The 17,315-nt window shown below is 34.4% G+C and carries 14 protein-coding genes; 4 read left to right on the top strand and 10 right to left on the bottom strand.

The window, feature by feature from the left end; all coding sequences use genetic code 11:
* Window positions 1–64 precede the first annotated feature (64 nt).
* Both AC1RRQ_RS15930 and AC1RRQ_RS15935 read left to right on the top strand, forming a co-directional pair.
* Window positions 65–1,060, top strand: coding sequence for a TlpA family protein disulfide reductase (locus AC1RRQ_RS15930; RefSeq protein ID WP_493024022.1), 996 nt, complete (start codon window positions 65–67; stop codon window positions 1,058–1,060).
* 212 nt (window positions 1,061–1,272) lie between these two features.
* Complete coding sequence (locus AC1RRQ_RS15935; RefSeq protein WP_493024023.1) at window positions 1,273–1,620, top strand: toxin-antitoxin system YwqK family antitoxin; 348 nt, start codon at window positions 1,273–1,275, stop codon at window positions 1,618–1,620.
* A 55-nt stretch (window positions 1,621–1,675) separates the two neighbouring features.
* Here the strand turns inward: AC1RRQ_RS15935 and AC1RRQ_RS15940 are convergent, their stop codons facing one another.
* From AC1RRQ_RS15940 to AC1RRQ_RS15975, 8 genes are all read right to left on the bottom strand, one after another.
* Window positions 1,676–2,785, bottom strand: coding sequence for a PepSY-associated TM helix domain-containing protein (locus tag AC1RRQ_RS15940; RefSeq protein WP_493024024.1), 1,110 nt, complete (start codon window positions 2,783–2,785; stop codon window positions 1,676–1,678).
* Between the two features lie 78 nt (window positions 2,786–2,863).
* On the bottom strand, window positions 2,864–5,317 hold the full coding sequence (locus AC1RRQ_RS15945) for a TonB-dependent siderophore receptor (protein WP_493024025.1): 2,454 nt from the start codon (window positions 5,315–5,317) through the stop codon (window positions 2,864–2,866).
* A gap of 119 nt (window positions 5,318–5,436) precedes the next feature.
* Complete coding sequence (locus tag AC1RRQ_RS15950; protein WP_493024026.1) at window positions 5,437–6,984, bottom strand: PepSY-associated TM helix domain-containing protein; 1,548 nt, start codon at window positions 6,982–6,984, stop codon at window positions 5,437–5,439.
* A gap of 2 nt (window positions 6,985–6,986) precedes the next feature.
* Window positions 6,987–7,286 carry a hypothetical protein gene (locus AC1RRQ_RS15955; protein WP_493024027.1) on the bottom strand — a complete coding sequence of 100 codons (300 nt, stop codon included), beginning with the start codon at window positions 7,284–7,286 and terminating at the stop codon, window positions 6,987–6,989.
* A 12-nt stretch (window positions 7,287–7,298) separates the two neighbouring features.
* Window positions 7,299–7,631, bottom strand: a complete 333-nt coding sequence (locus AC1RRQ_RS15960; protein WP_493024028.1) for a hypothetical protein — start codon at window positions 7,629–7,631, stop codon at window positions 7,299–7,301.
* Window positions 7,632–7,690: 59 nt separating this feature from the next.
* Complete coding sequence (locus AC1RRQ_RS15965) at window positions 7,691–10,168, bottom strand: TonB-dependent siderophore receptor (RefSeq protein WP_493024029.1); 2,478 nt, start codon at window positions 10,166–10,168, stop codon at window positions 7,691–7,693.
* A 216-nt stretch (window positions 10,169–10,384) separates the two neighbouring features.
* Window positions 10,385–11,626: a 2-oxoglutarate dehydrogenase complex dihydrolipoyllysine-residue succinyltransferase gene (gene odhB / locus AC1RRQ_RS15970; protein ID WP_493024030.1), complete on the bottom strand. Its 1,242-nt coding sequence runs from the start codon at window positions 11,624–11,626 to the stop codon at window positions 10,385–10,387.
* A gap of 82 nt (window positions 11,627–11,708) precedes the next feature.
* The gene (locus AC1RRQ_RS15975; RefSeq protein WP_493024031.1) at window positions 11,709–14,483 is read right to left on the bottom strand and encodes a 2-oxoglutarate dehydrogenase E1 component; all 2,775 of its coding nucleotides are present in this window, start codon (window positions 14,481–14,483) and stop codon (window positions 11,709–11,711) included.
* A 116-nt stretch (window positions 14,484–14,599) separates the two neighbouring features.
* On the opposite strand from AC1RRQ_RS15975, the gene AC1RRQ_RS15980 reads away from it, so the two are divergent.
* Window positions 14,600–15,151 (top strand): hypothetical protein, encoded by a 552-nt coding sequence (locus tag AC1RRQ_RS15980; protein WP_493024032.1) that lies wholly within the window; start codon window positions 14,600–14,602, stop codon window positions 15,149–15,151.
* Between the two features lie 44 nt (window positions 15,152–15,195).
* Window positions 15,196–15,705, top strand: coding sequence for a hypothetical protein (locus AC1RRQ_RS15985; protein WP_493024033.1), 510 nt, complete (start codon window positions 15,196–15,198; stop codon window positions 15,703–15,705).
* Between the two features lie 36 nt (window positions 15,706–15,741).
* Here AC1RRQ_RS15985 and AC1RRQ_RS15990 read toward each other — a convergent pair whose 3' ends face one another.
* On the bottom strand, window positions 15,742–16,095 hold the full coding sequence (locus tag AC1RRQ_RS15990) for a hypothetical protein (RefSeq protein ID WP_493024034.1): 354 nt from the start codon (window positions 16,093–16,095) through the stop codon (window positions 15,742–15,744).
* Between the two features lie 41 nt (window positions 16,096–16,136).
* Window positions 16,137–17,162 (bottom strand): LacI family DNA-binding transcriptional regulator, encoded by a 1,026-nt coding sequence (locus tag AC1RRQ_RS15995; RefSeq protein ID WP_493024035.1) that lies wholly within the window; start codon window positions 17,160–17,162, stop codon window positions 16,137–16,139.
* Window positions 17,163–17,315: the final 153 nt, after the last annotated feature.

A 17,315-nucleotide genomic window follows, 5' to 3' on the forward strand; every position in this document is an offset into this window, starting at 1 on the left:
AATTCTGAAATTTGGAAGCTGTTATTTCTTTAGATTTGAATCACTAAAAACAAACTTTAATACTATGAAAAAACTTTTTGTAACAGGTCTGTTGATCTTTAGTGCTTTGAATGTTATAGGTCAGGCCAAAAATCAAATAAAATTTACAGCTAAAATTGAGAATAGAAACAGCGATACTTTAGTTATTAAAGGAAGAAATAATTTTAAACAAGTTATTCCAATTGATAATAAAGGAGTTTTTGCAGCCAATTTTGAAGCTCCAAAGGGTTTTTATATGTTTTCTGACGGAACAGAATCTTCTAATATATATTTAAAACCAGATTCTGAAATTAACTTAACGATGAACGCTAAGGAATTTGATGAAACAATTGTTTACAAAGGAAAAGGGGTAAACGAAAGTAACTTTTTAGCACAGCAGGCTTTAAAAGATGAGAAATTTCAAAATGAAGCTTTTGTAAAGGAAACGGCTGAGTTTACTTCATTATTAGAAACAAAGAAAAAAACTGATTTTGAGAGTTTAGAAAAAGGAGATTTTGATCCGGAGTTTAAAACAGCTTTAAAAGGAAGTTTCGAGAGTTTTAACCAATATGCGCTTCAGGAATATGAAAGAGCTGCAAGTGCACGAAAAATGGTTGGAAAATCATCGCCTCAATTTGACTACGAAAACTTTAAAGGAGGAAAAACAAAACTTACCGATTTAAAAGGGAAATACATTTACATCGATCTTTGGGCAACATGGTGTGCACCTTGCAGAGCTGAGATTCCTTATTTGCAAAAGATTGAAGAAAAGTACCACGGAAAAAATATTGAATTCGTAAGTATTTCTATTGATAAAGCAAAAGACAATGAAAAATGGAAAAAATTTGTAACTGATAAAAAATTAGGCGGGGTACAATTGTTTGCTGATAAAGATTGGGAATCTGAGTTTGTTGTTAACTATGGTGTAACAGGAATTCCGAGGTTTATTTTAATTGATCCAAATGGTAATGTTGTGAACTCTGATGCCGAAAGACCATCGTCTCCATTGCTTCAAAAGCAGTTAGATTCGTTATTGAACTAATTTATTTATAAAATTTATAACGTTATCGTAATTTTAGTTTTTCGCTAAAATACCAGTAAAACCAGTGCCTGAGCGCTGGTTTTTTTGTTTCAGGTAAATTTCCAATGTTAAGTTTTTACTCAATGTTACCAAATTGTTAAGTAAAAGTTTTTTTAATGTAAACAAATAAGTATATTTGATAAAGATTTCTAAAAACATTAATACCTAAAGATATGAAAAAGAGTATAATTTTAGCTGCAGTGTTGTTCTCTGGAATAGTAACTGCACAAGAAGTAAATCCGGAATTAGAAGCTGTTGGAAACAAGGTAAAAGCTACATATTATTATGAAAATGGTAATGTACAGCAAGAAGGCTTTTTTAAGGATGGTAAATTAGACGGTGTTTGGGTATCTTATGACGAAAAAGGACATAAAAAAGCCGTTGGAGAATACGCAGACGGAGTAAAAACTGGAAATTGGATTTATTTTAATGAAAACAATTTAAGCGAAGTTGCTTATGTAGACAATAAAGTAACCTCAGTTAAAAACTTACAGAAAAATGCTTTAGCAAACAGAAACTAATTTAGTTTAGACAAATTATAAAAAGACCGTCTCGTTAAAAAATGAGGCGGTTTTTTTATGGCTTCTTTTTAGATTTTTTTCTTCTTCCAAACCAAATAATAAAACCAGTTACAGGCAAAGCCGAAGCTATTAAGCTAACGGTAAAAGCAATAATTTTTCCGGGTAAATCTAAAATCTGTCCGGTGTGAATTCCGTAATTCATTTCTACAACCTGCAAGCCTAAACTTTTTGAATGATACGGATCGCTTTGAATTAATTTTCCGTCCTGGGGATGAAAATAATAATTGCTCTGGTGATCATATCGTAAAGCATGCGGATAAGCTCCTGTATTGATAGCATCTCCTTTTTGCTGCGGATATAAAACAAAAATCATTTCGGCTTTTGGCTGTAATTTCATGGTTTGAATAAAAGCGCGATCGACTGCTTTAAGAGAATTTGAGTCGAACTTTGTGGTATCTATTATGGGCGCTTTTGTTTCGGCAGCTTTGTCTCCGCCCAAATTAAACGTTTTATAAATTCCATCGCCAACCCATTCATAGGTAAAAGTTAGACCGGTTATAGCAAGAATAAGCGCAATTAACGCAATGTAGAATCCGGAAGTATTATGCCAGTCGTAATTTACACGACGCCATTTTGCCGACCATTTTACAGTAAAACTTCTCTTGATATCACTTCTTCGTTTTGGCCACCATTGAATTATTCCGGAAATCAGTAAAAGAATAAAAATGATGGTAGCGCCGCCAATAATATGTTTTCCTATATAATCCGGAAGAAGAAGATACAAGTGGATGTATTCTACAATGATAAAAAAATCAGTTTCAGGATTTTCGGTTTTTAAATATTTTCCGGTGTAAGGATTAAAATAAAGGTATAAGTTTTCTGTATCTGAATAGGTAAAAACTATTGCCGAACGGTTTTTTCCATAATACGAAACCATGCTTGATTTATTCTTCGGAGCAATTTCTTTTGCTTTTTCCTGTAAAACCGAAGGCATTAAGAAAGGTTTTTTCTGAGGTTCAACAAAACGCCATTCTTTTCTGGTAATGTCTTTTATTTCGTCATGAAAACAAAAAATACAACCCGTAATGCAGACTATAAAAACAATAAGCCCGGAAATTAATCCGAGCCATTTATGCAGAAAACGTATTTGTGTTTTAAAACTCATTTTTACAGAGAAATATTTTGTCCGGCAAAAATACCATTAAATGAAAGACTGCCTAATAAAGTTCATTTATAATTGAACTTAAAATTTATAAGTGATGCTTCCCATAAAAGTTCTTGGAGCTTGTACATTTACAGTTGTGTAACCATTAAAATAAAGTTCGTCTGTAAGATTGTCTACCTTTAAAGAAAGTCTGTATTTTGGCTGATCGTAATATAATGTAGCGTTTAAGATAGAGTAAGATGGTAAAACAAAAGTTTCAACATCTGCAGGATTTCCTGAACCCGTTGGGTTTCTATTATAAACAAAAGTTTCACTGCCATAATTTCCTCCAATACCAAAACCTAATCCTCTTAGTTTAGAAGTTGGCACGCTGTAACTAATCCAGTAATTAATTAAGTTTTCAGGTCCTGCAGTTTCTGGTCTTAAGCCATTAACATCGGCATTAGCATTGTTCAGTTTGCTATTATTGAAGGCATATCCAAAAATAAGGTTTAAACCAGAAAATGGATTTGTTGTAACTTCAAGTTCAAAACCTTTACTGGTTTGGTTTCCGTCCTGAACGTTAGTGTTAACGACCTGTCCTGCACGGACAATATTTTTTACTTCAATATTATAGTAACTTAAATTGGCGCTTAGTTTATCGCCTAATACATTTAGTTTAAGACCCGCTTCAAACTGATTTGCTTTTTCGGGATCAAATTGTTTTAATTCCGGATTTCCGTTTACGTTGGCAAATAAGTAACCAATGTTTTTAAAACTATTTTGATAGTTTCCAAAAAACGAAACTTTGTCTTTTATAATTTGATAAACAAGTCCAAGCTTTGGTGAAAAGGCATTTTGCGAAAAAGCGCCTGAATTTATATTGGTTGCCGGATCGTAAGTTCCGTTGTTTTTATAATGATCAAAACGCAAAGCAGCCGAAAGAATTAACTGATCAGTAATATTGATAACATCTGCAGCATATACGCTGTAAGTCGTCAAAGAAGTAATAGTTCTATATTGGTAACCGTTTACAAATAGCGGCTCAATATTGTTTGGGTTGAAATTGTAATAATTAGCATTGGCAGTACTATAATCTACAATATCATAATCTGTCTTAAACGGATTGTTAGGGTCTCCGCTAAGATATCCCAGACTGCTGTTGGTTTCAGATCTTAAAATATCACCTCCAAAAAGCAATTGGTGTTTCATGCCAAAAAGTTCTGTCTGACCATTAAAGTTCTGCTGGAACTCAATAATATTGTCTTTTCCTACCATATTCCAGGCATTTCTGGACATTTTGTTGTTTCCTAACAAATAAAACCAAGCCTGAGGTCCGTCAGACTGATTGGCGCTTGAACTAAAAATAGTCTGCGATTTCCAGTTATCATTAATTTGATAATGAGCCTGTGCAAAAACATTGGCCGTTTTGGTATTCATCATAAATTCACCGCCTGTAAAAGATCTTTTCCAGTCTCTGGCAATTTCTTTTGCATTATATAAATTGATGCTCTTTGGAGTTTGTCCGTACGGAATATAAGTAAATGCCGGCGATGATGAATTAACAGTTGACAATTCGGCATCAATAGAAATCGTTAGTTTGTCGTTTATTTTATATGAAAAGGATGGAGCTACAAAATAACTTCTGTTTTTTCCGTAATCCTGAAAAGTATTTGCATCGTTGTAAGCTACATTGATTCGTAATAACGCCGTTTTATCATCATTTAAAGGCGTATTAAAATCGGCTGATAATCGGTTTAATCCATAACTTCCGGATTGATAACTAATATCTCCTCTGAAAGTTTCGGTTGGTTTTTTGGTAACACGATTAATTAATCCGCCATAAGACGTTAAGATACTTCCAAAAAGTGTTGCCGAAGGTCCTTTTATGCTTTCAATTCTTTCCAGGTTTGCTGCATCAACACTATTGGTGATTTTTCCGGCGATTCCGTCTCTTAGCAAACTTTGCGTTACAAATCCGCGGGAAGCGAAATAAGAACCTCCATCTCCAACTTTTCCGGTTGCAGCCCAAAGCTGATACAATCCGGGAACATTTTTTAGAGCATCATCCTGGTTGATTACCAATTGATCTCTCATTAAACTTTTTGTTACAACGCTGTAAACTTGTGAGTTTTCGAGATTTTTAATCTGCATTTTTGAGACAAAAGGGCTCTCAGATTTGTTGTATTTATTGATATTTCCTTTAATAAAAACTTCTTCAAGTTCTTCGGTATTAGTAGCAATGGTAAAATTTTCTATGATTTCGGGTTCACCGCTAACCATAATTTTCTTTTCTTTTGAGGTATGGCCAAGTGCCGAGATACGAAGTGTATAGTTTCCTGAGCTGATGTTTTTTATTTCGTATAAACCCTGATTGTCTGTAAGGACACCAATTTTAGTTCCTCTTAATTGAACGGAAACATTTTCTAAAGGTTCACCATTTACTGTTGTAACGGTTCCTTTTATAACTGTTTTTTGTTGTGCTAAAACCGATGTTTGTGCAAATAATAAAAAGCAAAAGCTAATAAGTCCTATCGTAAATCTCCTCTTCATTTTATTTAGAATAAATATTGATTGGGCAAAAGTAAGACTAAAAGTTTATTTGACCAATTGCAAAATATGAATTACAGGAAAAAAGCTACAATAAGATAAAAAACTGATTTTTTTATAGGCTAATTCGTTTTCTTGGGTTTTAAATGATAGGCAGTATAAAGTGTTATTGAAGCCAAGACAATCCAGAAGACGTCTATAAAGAAAATCTGAATTTTGTTTTCCATAAACGAAGTCCAAAACCAATTTCCGGAAACGATTCCGTTTGTTATTGGAATTAAAAAGCCTAAAATACTTCCTGAAACCAAACAGAATTTATTCGTAAAAGCGTCATCCTTTTTAATGATAAAGAATATCGTTAGCAAAAGCCATCCGCCAAAATATAAACTAAACAGGTTAGACTGACTTAAAGGATAAAATATTTTCGTTCCAATAAAAGACAAAGCTGTAATTGGATACATACTTAAACAAATTGCCAGATAAATGCGTACAACTGCTGCGTTAAAACGTCTTTTCTTTTCTGGTAAATTGTTTTTTTGTCTAGCAACTAACCAAATCATGACACCAGAAATGATAACAAAACAGGTTATAATTCCTAAAACGAAACTTACTATTTTTAAAGCATAACCACCGTAATCTCCAAAATGAATTCGATATAAAACATTCTTTACAATATCAATGTAGCTATTTTGTGTAACAGGATTTTTGCGGGCAATTTCTTTTCCGTCAGCAATACGGTAAACGACTTTTCCAATTCCGGTAAATTTCTTTTCGCTTAATAATTCACCTTCGACTAAAACGTGCATATTAGCATCGCCGTAGTTTTGAATAAAAACACGCGTAATTTCAAAATCAGACCAATTGCTTTTTGCTTTAGAAACCAATTGATTTACATCAAACGGAGCTGCTAATTTTTTGTTTTCGAATTTGTAATCAGGATCATTGTATTCTAATTCTTTGTAAAGTTTATCCTGATCACCTTTATATAACGCCATTACGGCTGGAGCAACGATTAAAAGTTTAATCATGAAAAATGCTCCGGTTACCGCATAAACAAACTGAAACGGAAGTCCGATCATTCCTAATGCCGTATGCGCATCTGTCCATAAGGTTTTTAATTTTTCCTTTGGACGGAACATATAAAAGTTAGAAACAATTTTGTTCCAATGCAGTAAAAGTCCCGTTATAATGGCAAACAAGAAAAATAAAGCGGTAAATCCGGAAAGATAATATCCAACAGGATAAGGAATCTGCGCCAGAAAGTGCAGACGATATAAAAACTCGCCCAACGAATAGGATTCTTCGTAAGTGAATGATTTAAATTTTTTATTGTCTAAATAAAAGAAGCTTCCTTCTTTTTGTTTGGCTGGAGCCAAAGTATCTCGGGTTCCTTCCATATAAACCGCCACTCTGTTTTCGACAGCTGGTTTAGAGATGGTGATATTTCTTCCGTGTAAAACGTATTCTTTATCCAGATTTTTTAACGCTTTGTTGTAATCTAACTGAATTTCTCTTGTAATAGCAGTAGATTCACTTCTTTCCCAATTGATGATTTCATCTCTAAAAAAAGAAAAAGATCCTGCAAAGAAAATTACAAATAGCACAACGCTAATAACAATGCCGCTAACGGTATGCGTATGAAAATAGATATTGTAATGACGGTTATTCATATTTACGCGGTAGGATTATAAGTTTGACCAAGATAGATAAGAAGAGAAAAAACTAAAGTAAGGAGAATGTAAATGCCCCAGATTTTCCATCCGCTTTTTGCCAGAAAAGCAAGAATCATAAGAACAACCCAAAGAATGAATCCGGTAAAAGCCGTAGTCATTAAAACTTCAGGTCGGTTAAACCACGAAGCTAAAGCTAAATGAAAGGTAACAGAAACAAAGTAACCGCCTAAAATAGCGGCCGTAATTTTGGCAAAACGAGGCCAAAATGCAGGGGTTAAATATTTTGGATTTGCTGGCATTGGTTAAACGGGTTAGTTGTAATAAAGTTCTAAAAGTGCAATGATAATTACGATTGCCAAAATTGCCTTGCTGTTTACTTTTTTTAATGGAGCCAGAATGATAATTAAGCTTCCAATTGTCATGAGCTGAATAAAAAACATTAAGGTGCCGCAACCAAAAGATTGAGTAAAAAGCCAAATGATATAGGCTGTAACTAAAAGAACTAATCCGGTAATTTTGGTTTGCTTTGGATTTTTTTTCATCCATTTTTCAAAACCTAAATCATAGGATAAAACAGCTCTTTTTGAGGTGTAATAAAGCGTATAAAAAGCTAAAAAAACGATAAGGCTGGCTATTGTTATCATAATTTCATAGAATTTAAAAAACACCTTTCGGTTAAAACGAAAGGTGTTTTGTTATTTGTTTAGTAGAATCTATAAGAGAAACTTGCAATCAAAGCTCTGGCATCTTTTGGATGTACGGTTGACCATCCGTCATATATTTCTTTGTTTGTAATGTTGTTTAATTTAAGTGTGATTGTAAATTTTTCAACATTGTAAAACAGCGATGAATTTAAAGCTGTGTAGGCTGGTATTGTAAATGTTCCTGCTAGATTTCTATTCATGATCATGTTATCACCAACATAATTTCCTCCAAAACCTAAACCAAAACCTCTAAGCAATCCGTTTGTAAATTTGTAACTAGCCCAAAGGTTTGCCAGGTTTCTTGGTCCTGCATCTTCAGATCTGTGACCTACAAAATCCGGATCTCCTTTTGTTAAAACAGCATCATTATAGCTGTACCCTAAAACAATGTTTAAACCATTAATTGGGTTTGCAACAAACTCTGCCTCAAAACCTTTATTTCTCTGAGCTCCATTTTGAAATGAAGTCTGATCGTTTGGCAGTTCAGCTGTTGGATCTGCAGGATCTATATAAGGAGTTTCTACTACATACACTTTATCAGAAACCTGAATATCGTAATAGCTGAAAGTAGCGTATAGTTTGTCTTTAAACAGGTTTAATTTAGTTCCAACTTCAAATTGATTGGCGCGTTCAGGATTAAATGTAACTGGTGTAGTTACATTCGAAATACGATTTTGTCCCGGAGCAACGTTTACGAATCCATTCATATAATTAGCAAAAATGGAAACTTTGTCTAAAATTGGCTGATACACTAATCCAAATTTTGGAGAAAAAGCAGTTTGATTGTATCCGTCATTTTTAGCATTCATGAAACGGTCAGCACGTAAACTTAACATTGCAGAGAATGCAGGTGTAAAGTTGATTACGTCAGAAACGTAAACACTGTAAACTTCTTGTTTTGTGTTATTGTTGTTTCTTGGGCTGTTTGCAATAAGAGCGTCTGATCCTGCTTTTGTTAAGTCTCCAGAATCTCCGTTTGTTTGTTTTCCAATAATGTTGTTAAAAGTTGATAAGTCATTACCAATATATACAAAACCATTTCCAACATATCCGGAACTACGATCAGAAGACGTTCTTTTGAAATAATCAAAACCTACAACGATTCTGTTTCTGAAATTTCCAATTTTGAAATCACCATTAAAGTTCTGCTGAATATCAGTTGTTATATTTTGATTGTCCTGGTCTGTAAATTGTCTGCCCAATACAATTCCGTCTTTAAGTGAAGCGAAACGTTTGTTACTTGTGCCTTCGTATAAATAAGTATAGTTTCCTTGTGATTTTGCTGAACTGGTAGAAAACACAGTTTGAGAACTCCATTGCTCAGAAAGTTTATAATTCATTTGAGCCTGAATATTGTATGAAGGAGTTTTCATCGTTAGTTCATTACTCGTGTAAGAACGTTTATTATCGTAATTTAACTCTTTAATATTATGAACTCTTAACGGATTTCCTCTATCTAAAAACAACATAGTAGGGTTTGTAGCTTCGCTGCTCATAAATTCAGTATTCACTAAAAATGATAATCTATCATTTACGTCATAAGATAACGAAGGTGCTATAAAATAAGATTCTTTGAAACCAGCGTCCTGAAAACTTTCTTGTTTACTGTAAGCTGAATTTACTCTGAAATTTAAAGTTTTTTTATCATTAAGAGGTGTGTTTAAATCTACAACTGCACGGTGTAAACCATAGCTTCCGGTTGTGTAATTTATTTCTCCTCCAAATGTTTTATATGGTCTTTTTGTAGTAGTATTAATCAAACCTCCGTAAGAGATTAAACTACTTCCAAACAAAGTTCCAGATGGTCCTCTGATAATTTCAATTCTATCAATATTGGCTGGATCTAAACTTCCGTTTGTTAAACCTGGTAAGCCATTAACCATTGTTGGCTGAACCGGGAATCCTCTTAAAGAGTAGTAAGCGGCTCCGTCTCCGGCACGTCCTGTTGCTGCCCAAAGCGGTGTAATACCAGATGCATTTTTCAAAGCATCATCAAAATTAGTTACAACCTGTTCTTTTAATAATTCTCCGGTAATAGTAGTATATACCTGTGGATTTTCAAGATTTTTAAGGGGTAATCTCGAAACTTGTCTGTTGTCTTTACGTGCAAAATGATTCTTCTTGCTATTCACAACTACTTCTGTTAAATCTTCTGAATTAGGAGAGATAGAAAAGTTTTGAATTAAGTGATCGCCTTCTTTTACTACAATTGTTTTTTCCTGAGTAATATATCCTATTGAAGATACTTTTATAGTATAAGTTCCGGGTTTGATATTTTTTAAAATATAATTACCAGAATCATCTGTTGTAGTTCCTGATTTTGTTCCTTTTAAAACAACAGAGATATTCTCTGGAGATTCATCACTATTTAAACTAATTTGGCCTTTAATAGATGCTCTTTCTTGTGCTGATATACTTGTAACGGCTAATAGAAAAAAGCAGAAGCTCAAAAAAGAAATTGTAAACTTATATTTCATTTTTATTTAGAATTGATTTTAATAGCGCAAATTTAGTTGTTGGTTGTCAACTATACAAGCTATTCTTATTTATTCTAAATAAAATAATTTTTAAAAGGTTAAATTTACATTTGTTTAAAAAATTAACATCTTAAGCAAGATTTAAGCTAATATTAAGAAAAAAAGCCTGTTCAAATTAATGAACAGGCTTTTTAGTATTGTAGAAAATGATTACAATTATAATTCTAAAGCACGTTTAGCATCTCCATTCATCAATAATTCTACTGGATTTTCTAAAGCTTCTTTTACAGCAACTAAGAAACCAACAGACTCACGACCGTCGATAATTCTGTGGTCATAAGAAAGAGCAACGTACATCATTGGGTGAATTTCAACTTTTCCGTTTACAGCAATTGGACGCTCAATAATATTGTGCATTCCTAAAATTCCTGATTGAGGAGGGTTGATGATTGGAGTAGATAACATACTTCCGAAAACACCACCGTTAGTGATTGTAAAAGTTCCTCCAGTCATATCGTCAACAGTAATTTGACCGTCACGAGCTCTAAGTGCTAATCTTTTAATTTCAGCTTCAATGCCGCGGAAAGTTAATAACTCAGCATTACGAACAACAGGAACCATTAATCCTTTTGGTCCAGAAACTGCGATAGAGATATCAGCAAAATCGTAAGCGATTTTGTAGTCACCATCCATCATTGAGTTAACATCTGGGTATAATTGTAAAGCTCTTGTAACTGCTTTTGTAAAGAATGACATGAAACCTAAACCTAAACCGCCATGTTTTGCTTTGAATGCATCTTTGTATTCATTACGAATCTGGTTGATTGGCGTCATATTTACTTCGTTGAAAGTAGTAAGCATAGCAGTTTCGTTTTTAGCCGAAACTAATCTTTCTGCTACTTTACGACGTAACATAGATAATTTTGTACGCTCAGTTCCACGGCTTCCACCAGTTGGAGTTCCCATAGAAGGTACTGCATTTACAGCATCATCTTTAGTGATTCTGCCGCCTTTACCAGTTCCAGAAACTGTTGCTGGAGCAATATTTTTTTCGTCTAATATTTTTCTTGCTGCAGGAGATGGAGTTCCAGCTGCATAACTTGTTGCTGCCGGAGCTGCTTTAGGTGCTTCTGCTTTTACTTCTGCCTTAGGAGCTTCCGCTTTAGGTGCCTCTGCTTTTGGAGCTTCAGCTGCTGGAGCCGCGCCGCCTGCAGGTTTTGCAGCATCTGTATCAATTAAACAAACTACAGCGCCTACTGCAACTGTATCACCTTCTTCAGCTTTTAGTGTAATTACACCGCTCATTTCAGCAGGTAATTCAAGAGTAGCTTTATCTGAATCAACTTCAGCAATCGCTTGATCTTTTTCTACATAATCTCCGTCTTTTACTAACCAAGTTGCAATTTCAACTTCTTTTATTGACTCCCCTGGTGATGGGACTTTCATTTCTAAAATCATCTTTGTTTTTGTTTAAGGTTTGTATTGTTTAAGGCGTGAGCGTTTGGTTGAACTTGAAGCCTTAAACGTTAAACTAAATTTTTTATCTAAATAAATTTTTATCGAATACCATTCTAATTGCATCTGCATGACGACGTTTTGCACGTGTATAACTTCCTGATGCTGGTGCAGCATACGCTTTTAATGATGCTAATCTCCACTTTACAAGATCAAAGTTCATTAACATAAAGCTGTAAGCTCCCATGTTTTTAGGTTCTTCCTGAGCCCAAACATAATCATCTACATTTGGATATTTTGCAATGATTTCTTTAATCTGCTCCACTGGGAAAGGGAATAATTGCTCGATACGAACAACTGCAACGTCATTTCTTCCGTTGTTTTCTCTTTCTGCAACGATATCATAGTAGAATTTACCAGTAACAAACACTAATGTTTTTACTTTCTTTTTATCTACTGCATTGTCATCAATTGTTTCCTGGAAACTTCCGTTTGCTAATTCATCAACTGTAGATACACATCTTGGGTCACGCAATAAACTTTTTGGAGAGAACACTACCAAAGGTTTACGGAAATTTGTTTTCATTTGTCTTCTTAACAAGTGGAAGAAGTTTGCCGGCGTTGTACAATCGGCAACATACATATTATGTCTAGCACAAAGTTGTAAGTAACGTTCCATTCTTGCAGAAGAGTGTTCAGCACCTTGTCCTTCATATCCGTGAGGCAATAATAAAACAATACCGTTTTGGTTGTTCCATTTGTCTTCACCACAAGAAATATACTGGTCAATCATAATTTGAGCTCCATTAGAGAAATCCCCAAATTGTGCTTCCCAAATTGTCAAGGCTTTTGGGTTTGCTAATGCATATCCATAATCAAAACCTAAAACTCCATATTCAGATAAAAGAGAGTTGAAAACTCCAAATTTTCCTTTTTTGTTTTCGATAGCATCTAAAAGAATTACTTCTTCTTCAGAATCTTCCACTTTAACTACAGCATGACGGTGAGAGAATGTACCACGCTCTACGTCCTGACCAGAAATACGAACATCAAATCCTTCTGTTAAAAGCGAACCGTAAGCCAATGCTTCTGCAGTTCCCCAGTCTAGCGTATTGTTGTCATATCCTGCTTTTCTATCAGTAACAATTTTAGTTATCTTATTGATAAACTTTTTGTCTGATGGTAAAGTTGAGATGGTATTGATGATAGAATCTAATCCTTTTTTGTCAAAAGTAGTATCTACTTTTTCAAGCATTTGCGTATCTGTTACCTGAACAAATCCGTCCCATTCGTTTTTCATGAATGGAGTTATGATAGTCAAATCTTTTTTACGAGAAGCTTCTAAATTTTCCTCTAAAGCAGATTTGTATTCTTTTTCTAAAGCATTTACATAAGATGCATCGATTACGCCGTCAGACAATAATTTCTCAGCATAAATATCTCTTGGATTTTTATGTTTTGCGATGATTTTATATAAAACCGGTTGTGTGAAACGAGGTTCGTCACCTTCGTTATGACCGTATTTTCTATATCCTAATAAATCGATAAATACGTCACGTCCAAACTGCATTCTGTAATCTAATGCAAAAGATACAGCGTGTACAACAGCCTCAGCATCATCAGCATTTACGTGTAATACAGGCGAAAGCGTTACTTTGGCAACGTCTGTACAATAAGTAGAAGAACGAGCGTCTAAGTAGTTTGTTGTAAAACCAACCTGATTGTTGATTACAATATGAATTGTTCCTCCGGTTTTGTAACCGTCAAGTAACGACATTTGAATAATTTCATACAAGATACCCTGACCTGCAATAGCAGCATCCCCGTGTACTGCGATAGGCAATACTTTAGAGAAATCGTCAGCATAATATTTATCTTGTTTTGCTCTTGTAATACCTTCAATTACAGCTCCAACAGTTTCTAAGTGAGAAGGGTTTGGTGCTAAATTGATGTTGATGCTTTTTCCTGATCTTGTTTTTTTGTCGGCAGTAAGCCCTAAGTGGTATTTTACGTCACCGTCAAAATATTCCTGATCGTAATCTTTACCGTCAAACTCACCAAAAATGTCCTGAGTTGATTTTCCGAAGATGTTTGCCAAAACGTTCAAACGACCACGGTGAGCCATTCCCATTACGAATTGTTCAACACCTTTTTCTGCAGCCTGCTCGATCAAAGCATCAAGAGCCGGGATGATAGATTCTCCACCTTCTAATGAGAAACGTTTTTGTCCAACATATTTAGTATGAAGGAAGTTCTCGAAAGAAACAGCTTCGTTTAATTTATTTAAGATTGTTTTCTTTTCTTCTGTAGAGAAATTAGGCTGATTAACATTTACAGCTAATTTATCCTGAATCCATTTGACAACGCCAGGATTCCTGATGTACATATATTCAATACCAATATGCTGACAGTAAATAGCTTTAAGACGGTTTACGATCGCTTCTAAAGAAGAAGGAGGGATTCCGATTGTCTGCGCAGCATCAAAAACAGTTGAAAGGTCAGCTGTTGATAATCCGAAGTTTTCAATATCTAAAGTTGGAGAAGAAGTTCTGCGGTCACGAACAGGGTTTGTTTTGGTAAACAAATGCCCGCGGGTACGGTATCCATCAATTAATTTTAGAACGTTGAATTCTTTTTGCAGTTTTTCTGAAACCTGACTGTAATCTGTGTTTGGGCTAGTCACATACTCAACAATGGTCTGCACCGGATTTTCGTCATTATAAACGGTTTGTCCAAAGTCGAAACCTTGAAAAAAACTTCTCCAGCTAGGCTCAACGCTGTCTGGGTTTACTAAATATTGATCGTATAATTGTGCAAAAAACTCTGTATGCGCTGCATTTAAAAATGAAAACCTATCCATAATATTAGTGAATATACTTTTTGTTAAATAGAAACGCAAAAGTACAACAATCGCCTTTATTTAAACCTTTTTTTTACGTACTTTTACGTAAAAATTTGTTAAAAATAGACTCAACTATGAATAATAATCAAATTTCAATCGTTTTCAAATCTTTTTTTGTGATTTTGACAGTGTTGTTTTCGAGTTCTCTAATTGCGCAGCAAAAATACGTTATTGACAACCGTAATCATTTTTGGGATAAAGTTCAATTTGGAGGAGGCCTTGGTTTAGGAATTGGTTCCGGTTATACTGATATCTCGGTAATGCCAAGTGCCATTTACAATGTCAATGAAATTGTTGCCGTTGGAGTTGGATTACAGTTTGGTTATTTGTCTTCAAAAGATTACTACGATTCTTATGTTTATGGCGGCAGCTTAATAACGCTTGTAAACCCGATTCCGGAAGTTCAATTATCTGCCGAATTAGAGCAGGTAAGAGTAGATACCAGATATGAACCGAATAACGTAAGACCCGCTTATTCTGATACGTATTGGAATACAGCCTTATACCTGGGAGCAGGTTACAGAACCGGAAATGTTACAATTGGCGCTCGATATGACGTATTATATAATCCAGATAAAAGCCTTTACGGATCTGGGTTTATGCCTTTTGTTAGGGTTTATTTTTGATTTAAGGGGCTAAGGTTCTAAGATGCTAAGTCGCTAAGTTTTTTATGAATTATTATACATATTGGTCTATTTCGGACTTGCCATCTAACACAAGATCCTTTGATGTCTTTTTTTGGGTTGCAATAGTTTCTCTTATTCTTTGGATTTTGATTAAAAAGTTCAAAAGAAAAAATAATGATTATGAAAAGTTGATACTATTATGGTCAGTTGGTGCCGTTTTTAGTTTATCAGTAATCATGTTTTTCTATTTGAAATTATATACAACTGATACAACGGAAAAAAGAATTCAGAACCTTTTGAATTCTCCAAATGTGTTTGTGGTAGAGGGTATGATTACTGATTTTAAAAGGGAAAAGCAAGTTAAGAAAATGGCAACTATTACTTGGGAAAGCTTTGTGGTCGACTCGGTTCAGTTTAAATATAATGATGCATTATTAGGAGGATTTAATGATTTCAGTAAAGCAAACAATGGAGTTTTTAGAGATGATTTACCAGTTAGAATAACTTATGGAAAAGAAAACCACGAAATTCTAAAAATAGAAATCGCAAAGTAAAACCTTAGTATCTCAGCACCTTAGCAACTCAGCACCTTACTTATAATGATTTCGAAACCAAACCTTCTGCCATTCTCTTTTTAAAATTAAAAAGGCAACCTGTTCCGCCAGCATTACCAAATCAGAACCGTCTAGTTTTTTGATTTCGTTTTCAGAGACATCAATGATGTAAAGCAGGTTTAAGTATTCAGCAAATTTGTACTGAATCATGCGGTAGATTTTTTCGTGAAGCTGAATTTTTAATTCGGCGGGAGAAATACTCAGCGGAAAATCAATTCCTTCATTGGCCAGATTAAAATCTTTATTGATTTGCTCAATCAGACTTAAATATAAATTTTCTCTCTCGGCATCAGCCAATAAATAATCGGTATTTTCAGGAATCGGAAACATTGATGCTTTTTAAGAATTGAGGCAAAGTTAAAACTAAAAAATCATTTAACAGTCGATTCTCGTTCTATGATTCTCGTTGGAAGTTCTATAATTTGATGCGTTATTGGGCGATGTTCTTTCATATCGGCAATTTCATCAATTAAAATAGAAACTGCAGTGTGTCCCATTTCAAATCCAGGCTGATCGATTGTTGTTAATTTTGGTGAAATAACGGTACTCATAAACCAGTTGCTAAAACCAAAAACAGCCACCTGATCCGGTGTTTTGATTCCTGCTTCATTAAAATATTTTATAATGCCAATGGCAACCAAATCAGTAATCGCAAAAATGGCATCAATATCCGGATTTTCGGCCATTACTTTTTGGGCATTTTCGTAGCCGTCTTCAAAATCAGTATTGTTATCGCAAACGTAAACCAGTTTCGAATCGTATTCTATTCCGTGGGCTTCAAGGGCTCTTTTGTAGCCAAGAAAGCGATCAATCGAATTTTGCGGTACATACGAACCTCTAAAATGAGCAATTTTTTTGTAGCCTTTATTAATAAGGTATGAAACAGCATCAAAAGCCGCCTTGGCATCATTAATCACAACTTTAGAACAATCTACTCTTTTGGCAATTTTATCAAATAAAACAACAGGCGTGTTTTTGCGAATGGCTTCATTAATATGAGAGAAATCATCGGTCTCGTTCGAAAGCGACATCAAAACGCCGTCGACCCGCTTTTGAATTAGTAAAGCAAGCTGTTTTTTCTCCATTTCATATTTTTCGTTTGACTGAAGAATAATAACCAGATAGCCTCTCTTTTCGGCTTCTTCTAAAATTCCGTTTAATACACTCGAAAAAAAGTGGTGAACAGTCGCAGGGATAATGACACCAATGGTTTTGGTTTCGTTGGTTCTTAAATTAACCGCTACAGAATTAGGCATATAGTTCATCGTTTCGGCCATTTCGATAACTTTGGCGCGGGTCGATTTACTAATGTCTGTATATCCTTTTAACGCTTTTGAAACCGTTGTAACCGATATTCCTAATGCTGAGGCTATATCTATTAATTTTGTGTCATTCATGAAATAAATGTACTAAAAAATAAACTTCATTGATGAAAAATTAATTTCCGAAAACGTTTTAGGTGATTTCGAAAACGTTTTCGATTTTTAATTCTTATATTCCTTATAATTTGTTTTTAAGTTTGACAGTGATAACCATAATTACTAACTAAC

It is taken from the genome of Flavobacterium sp. GW821-FHT12A05, from assembly GCF_058807735.1.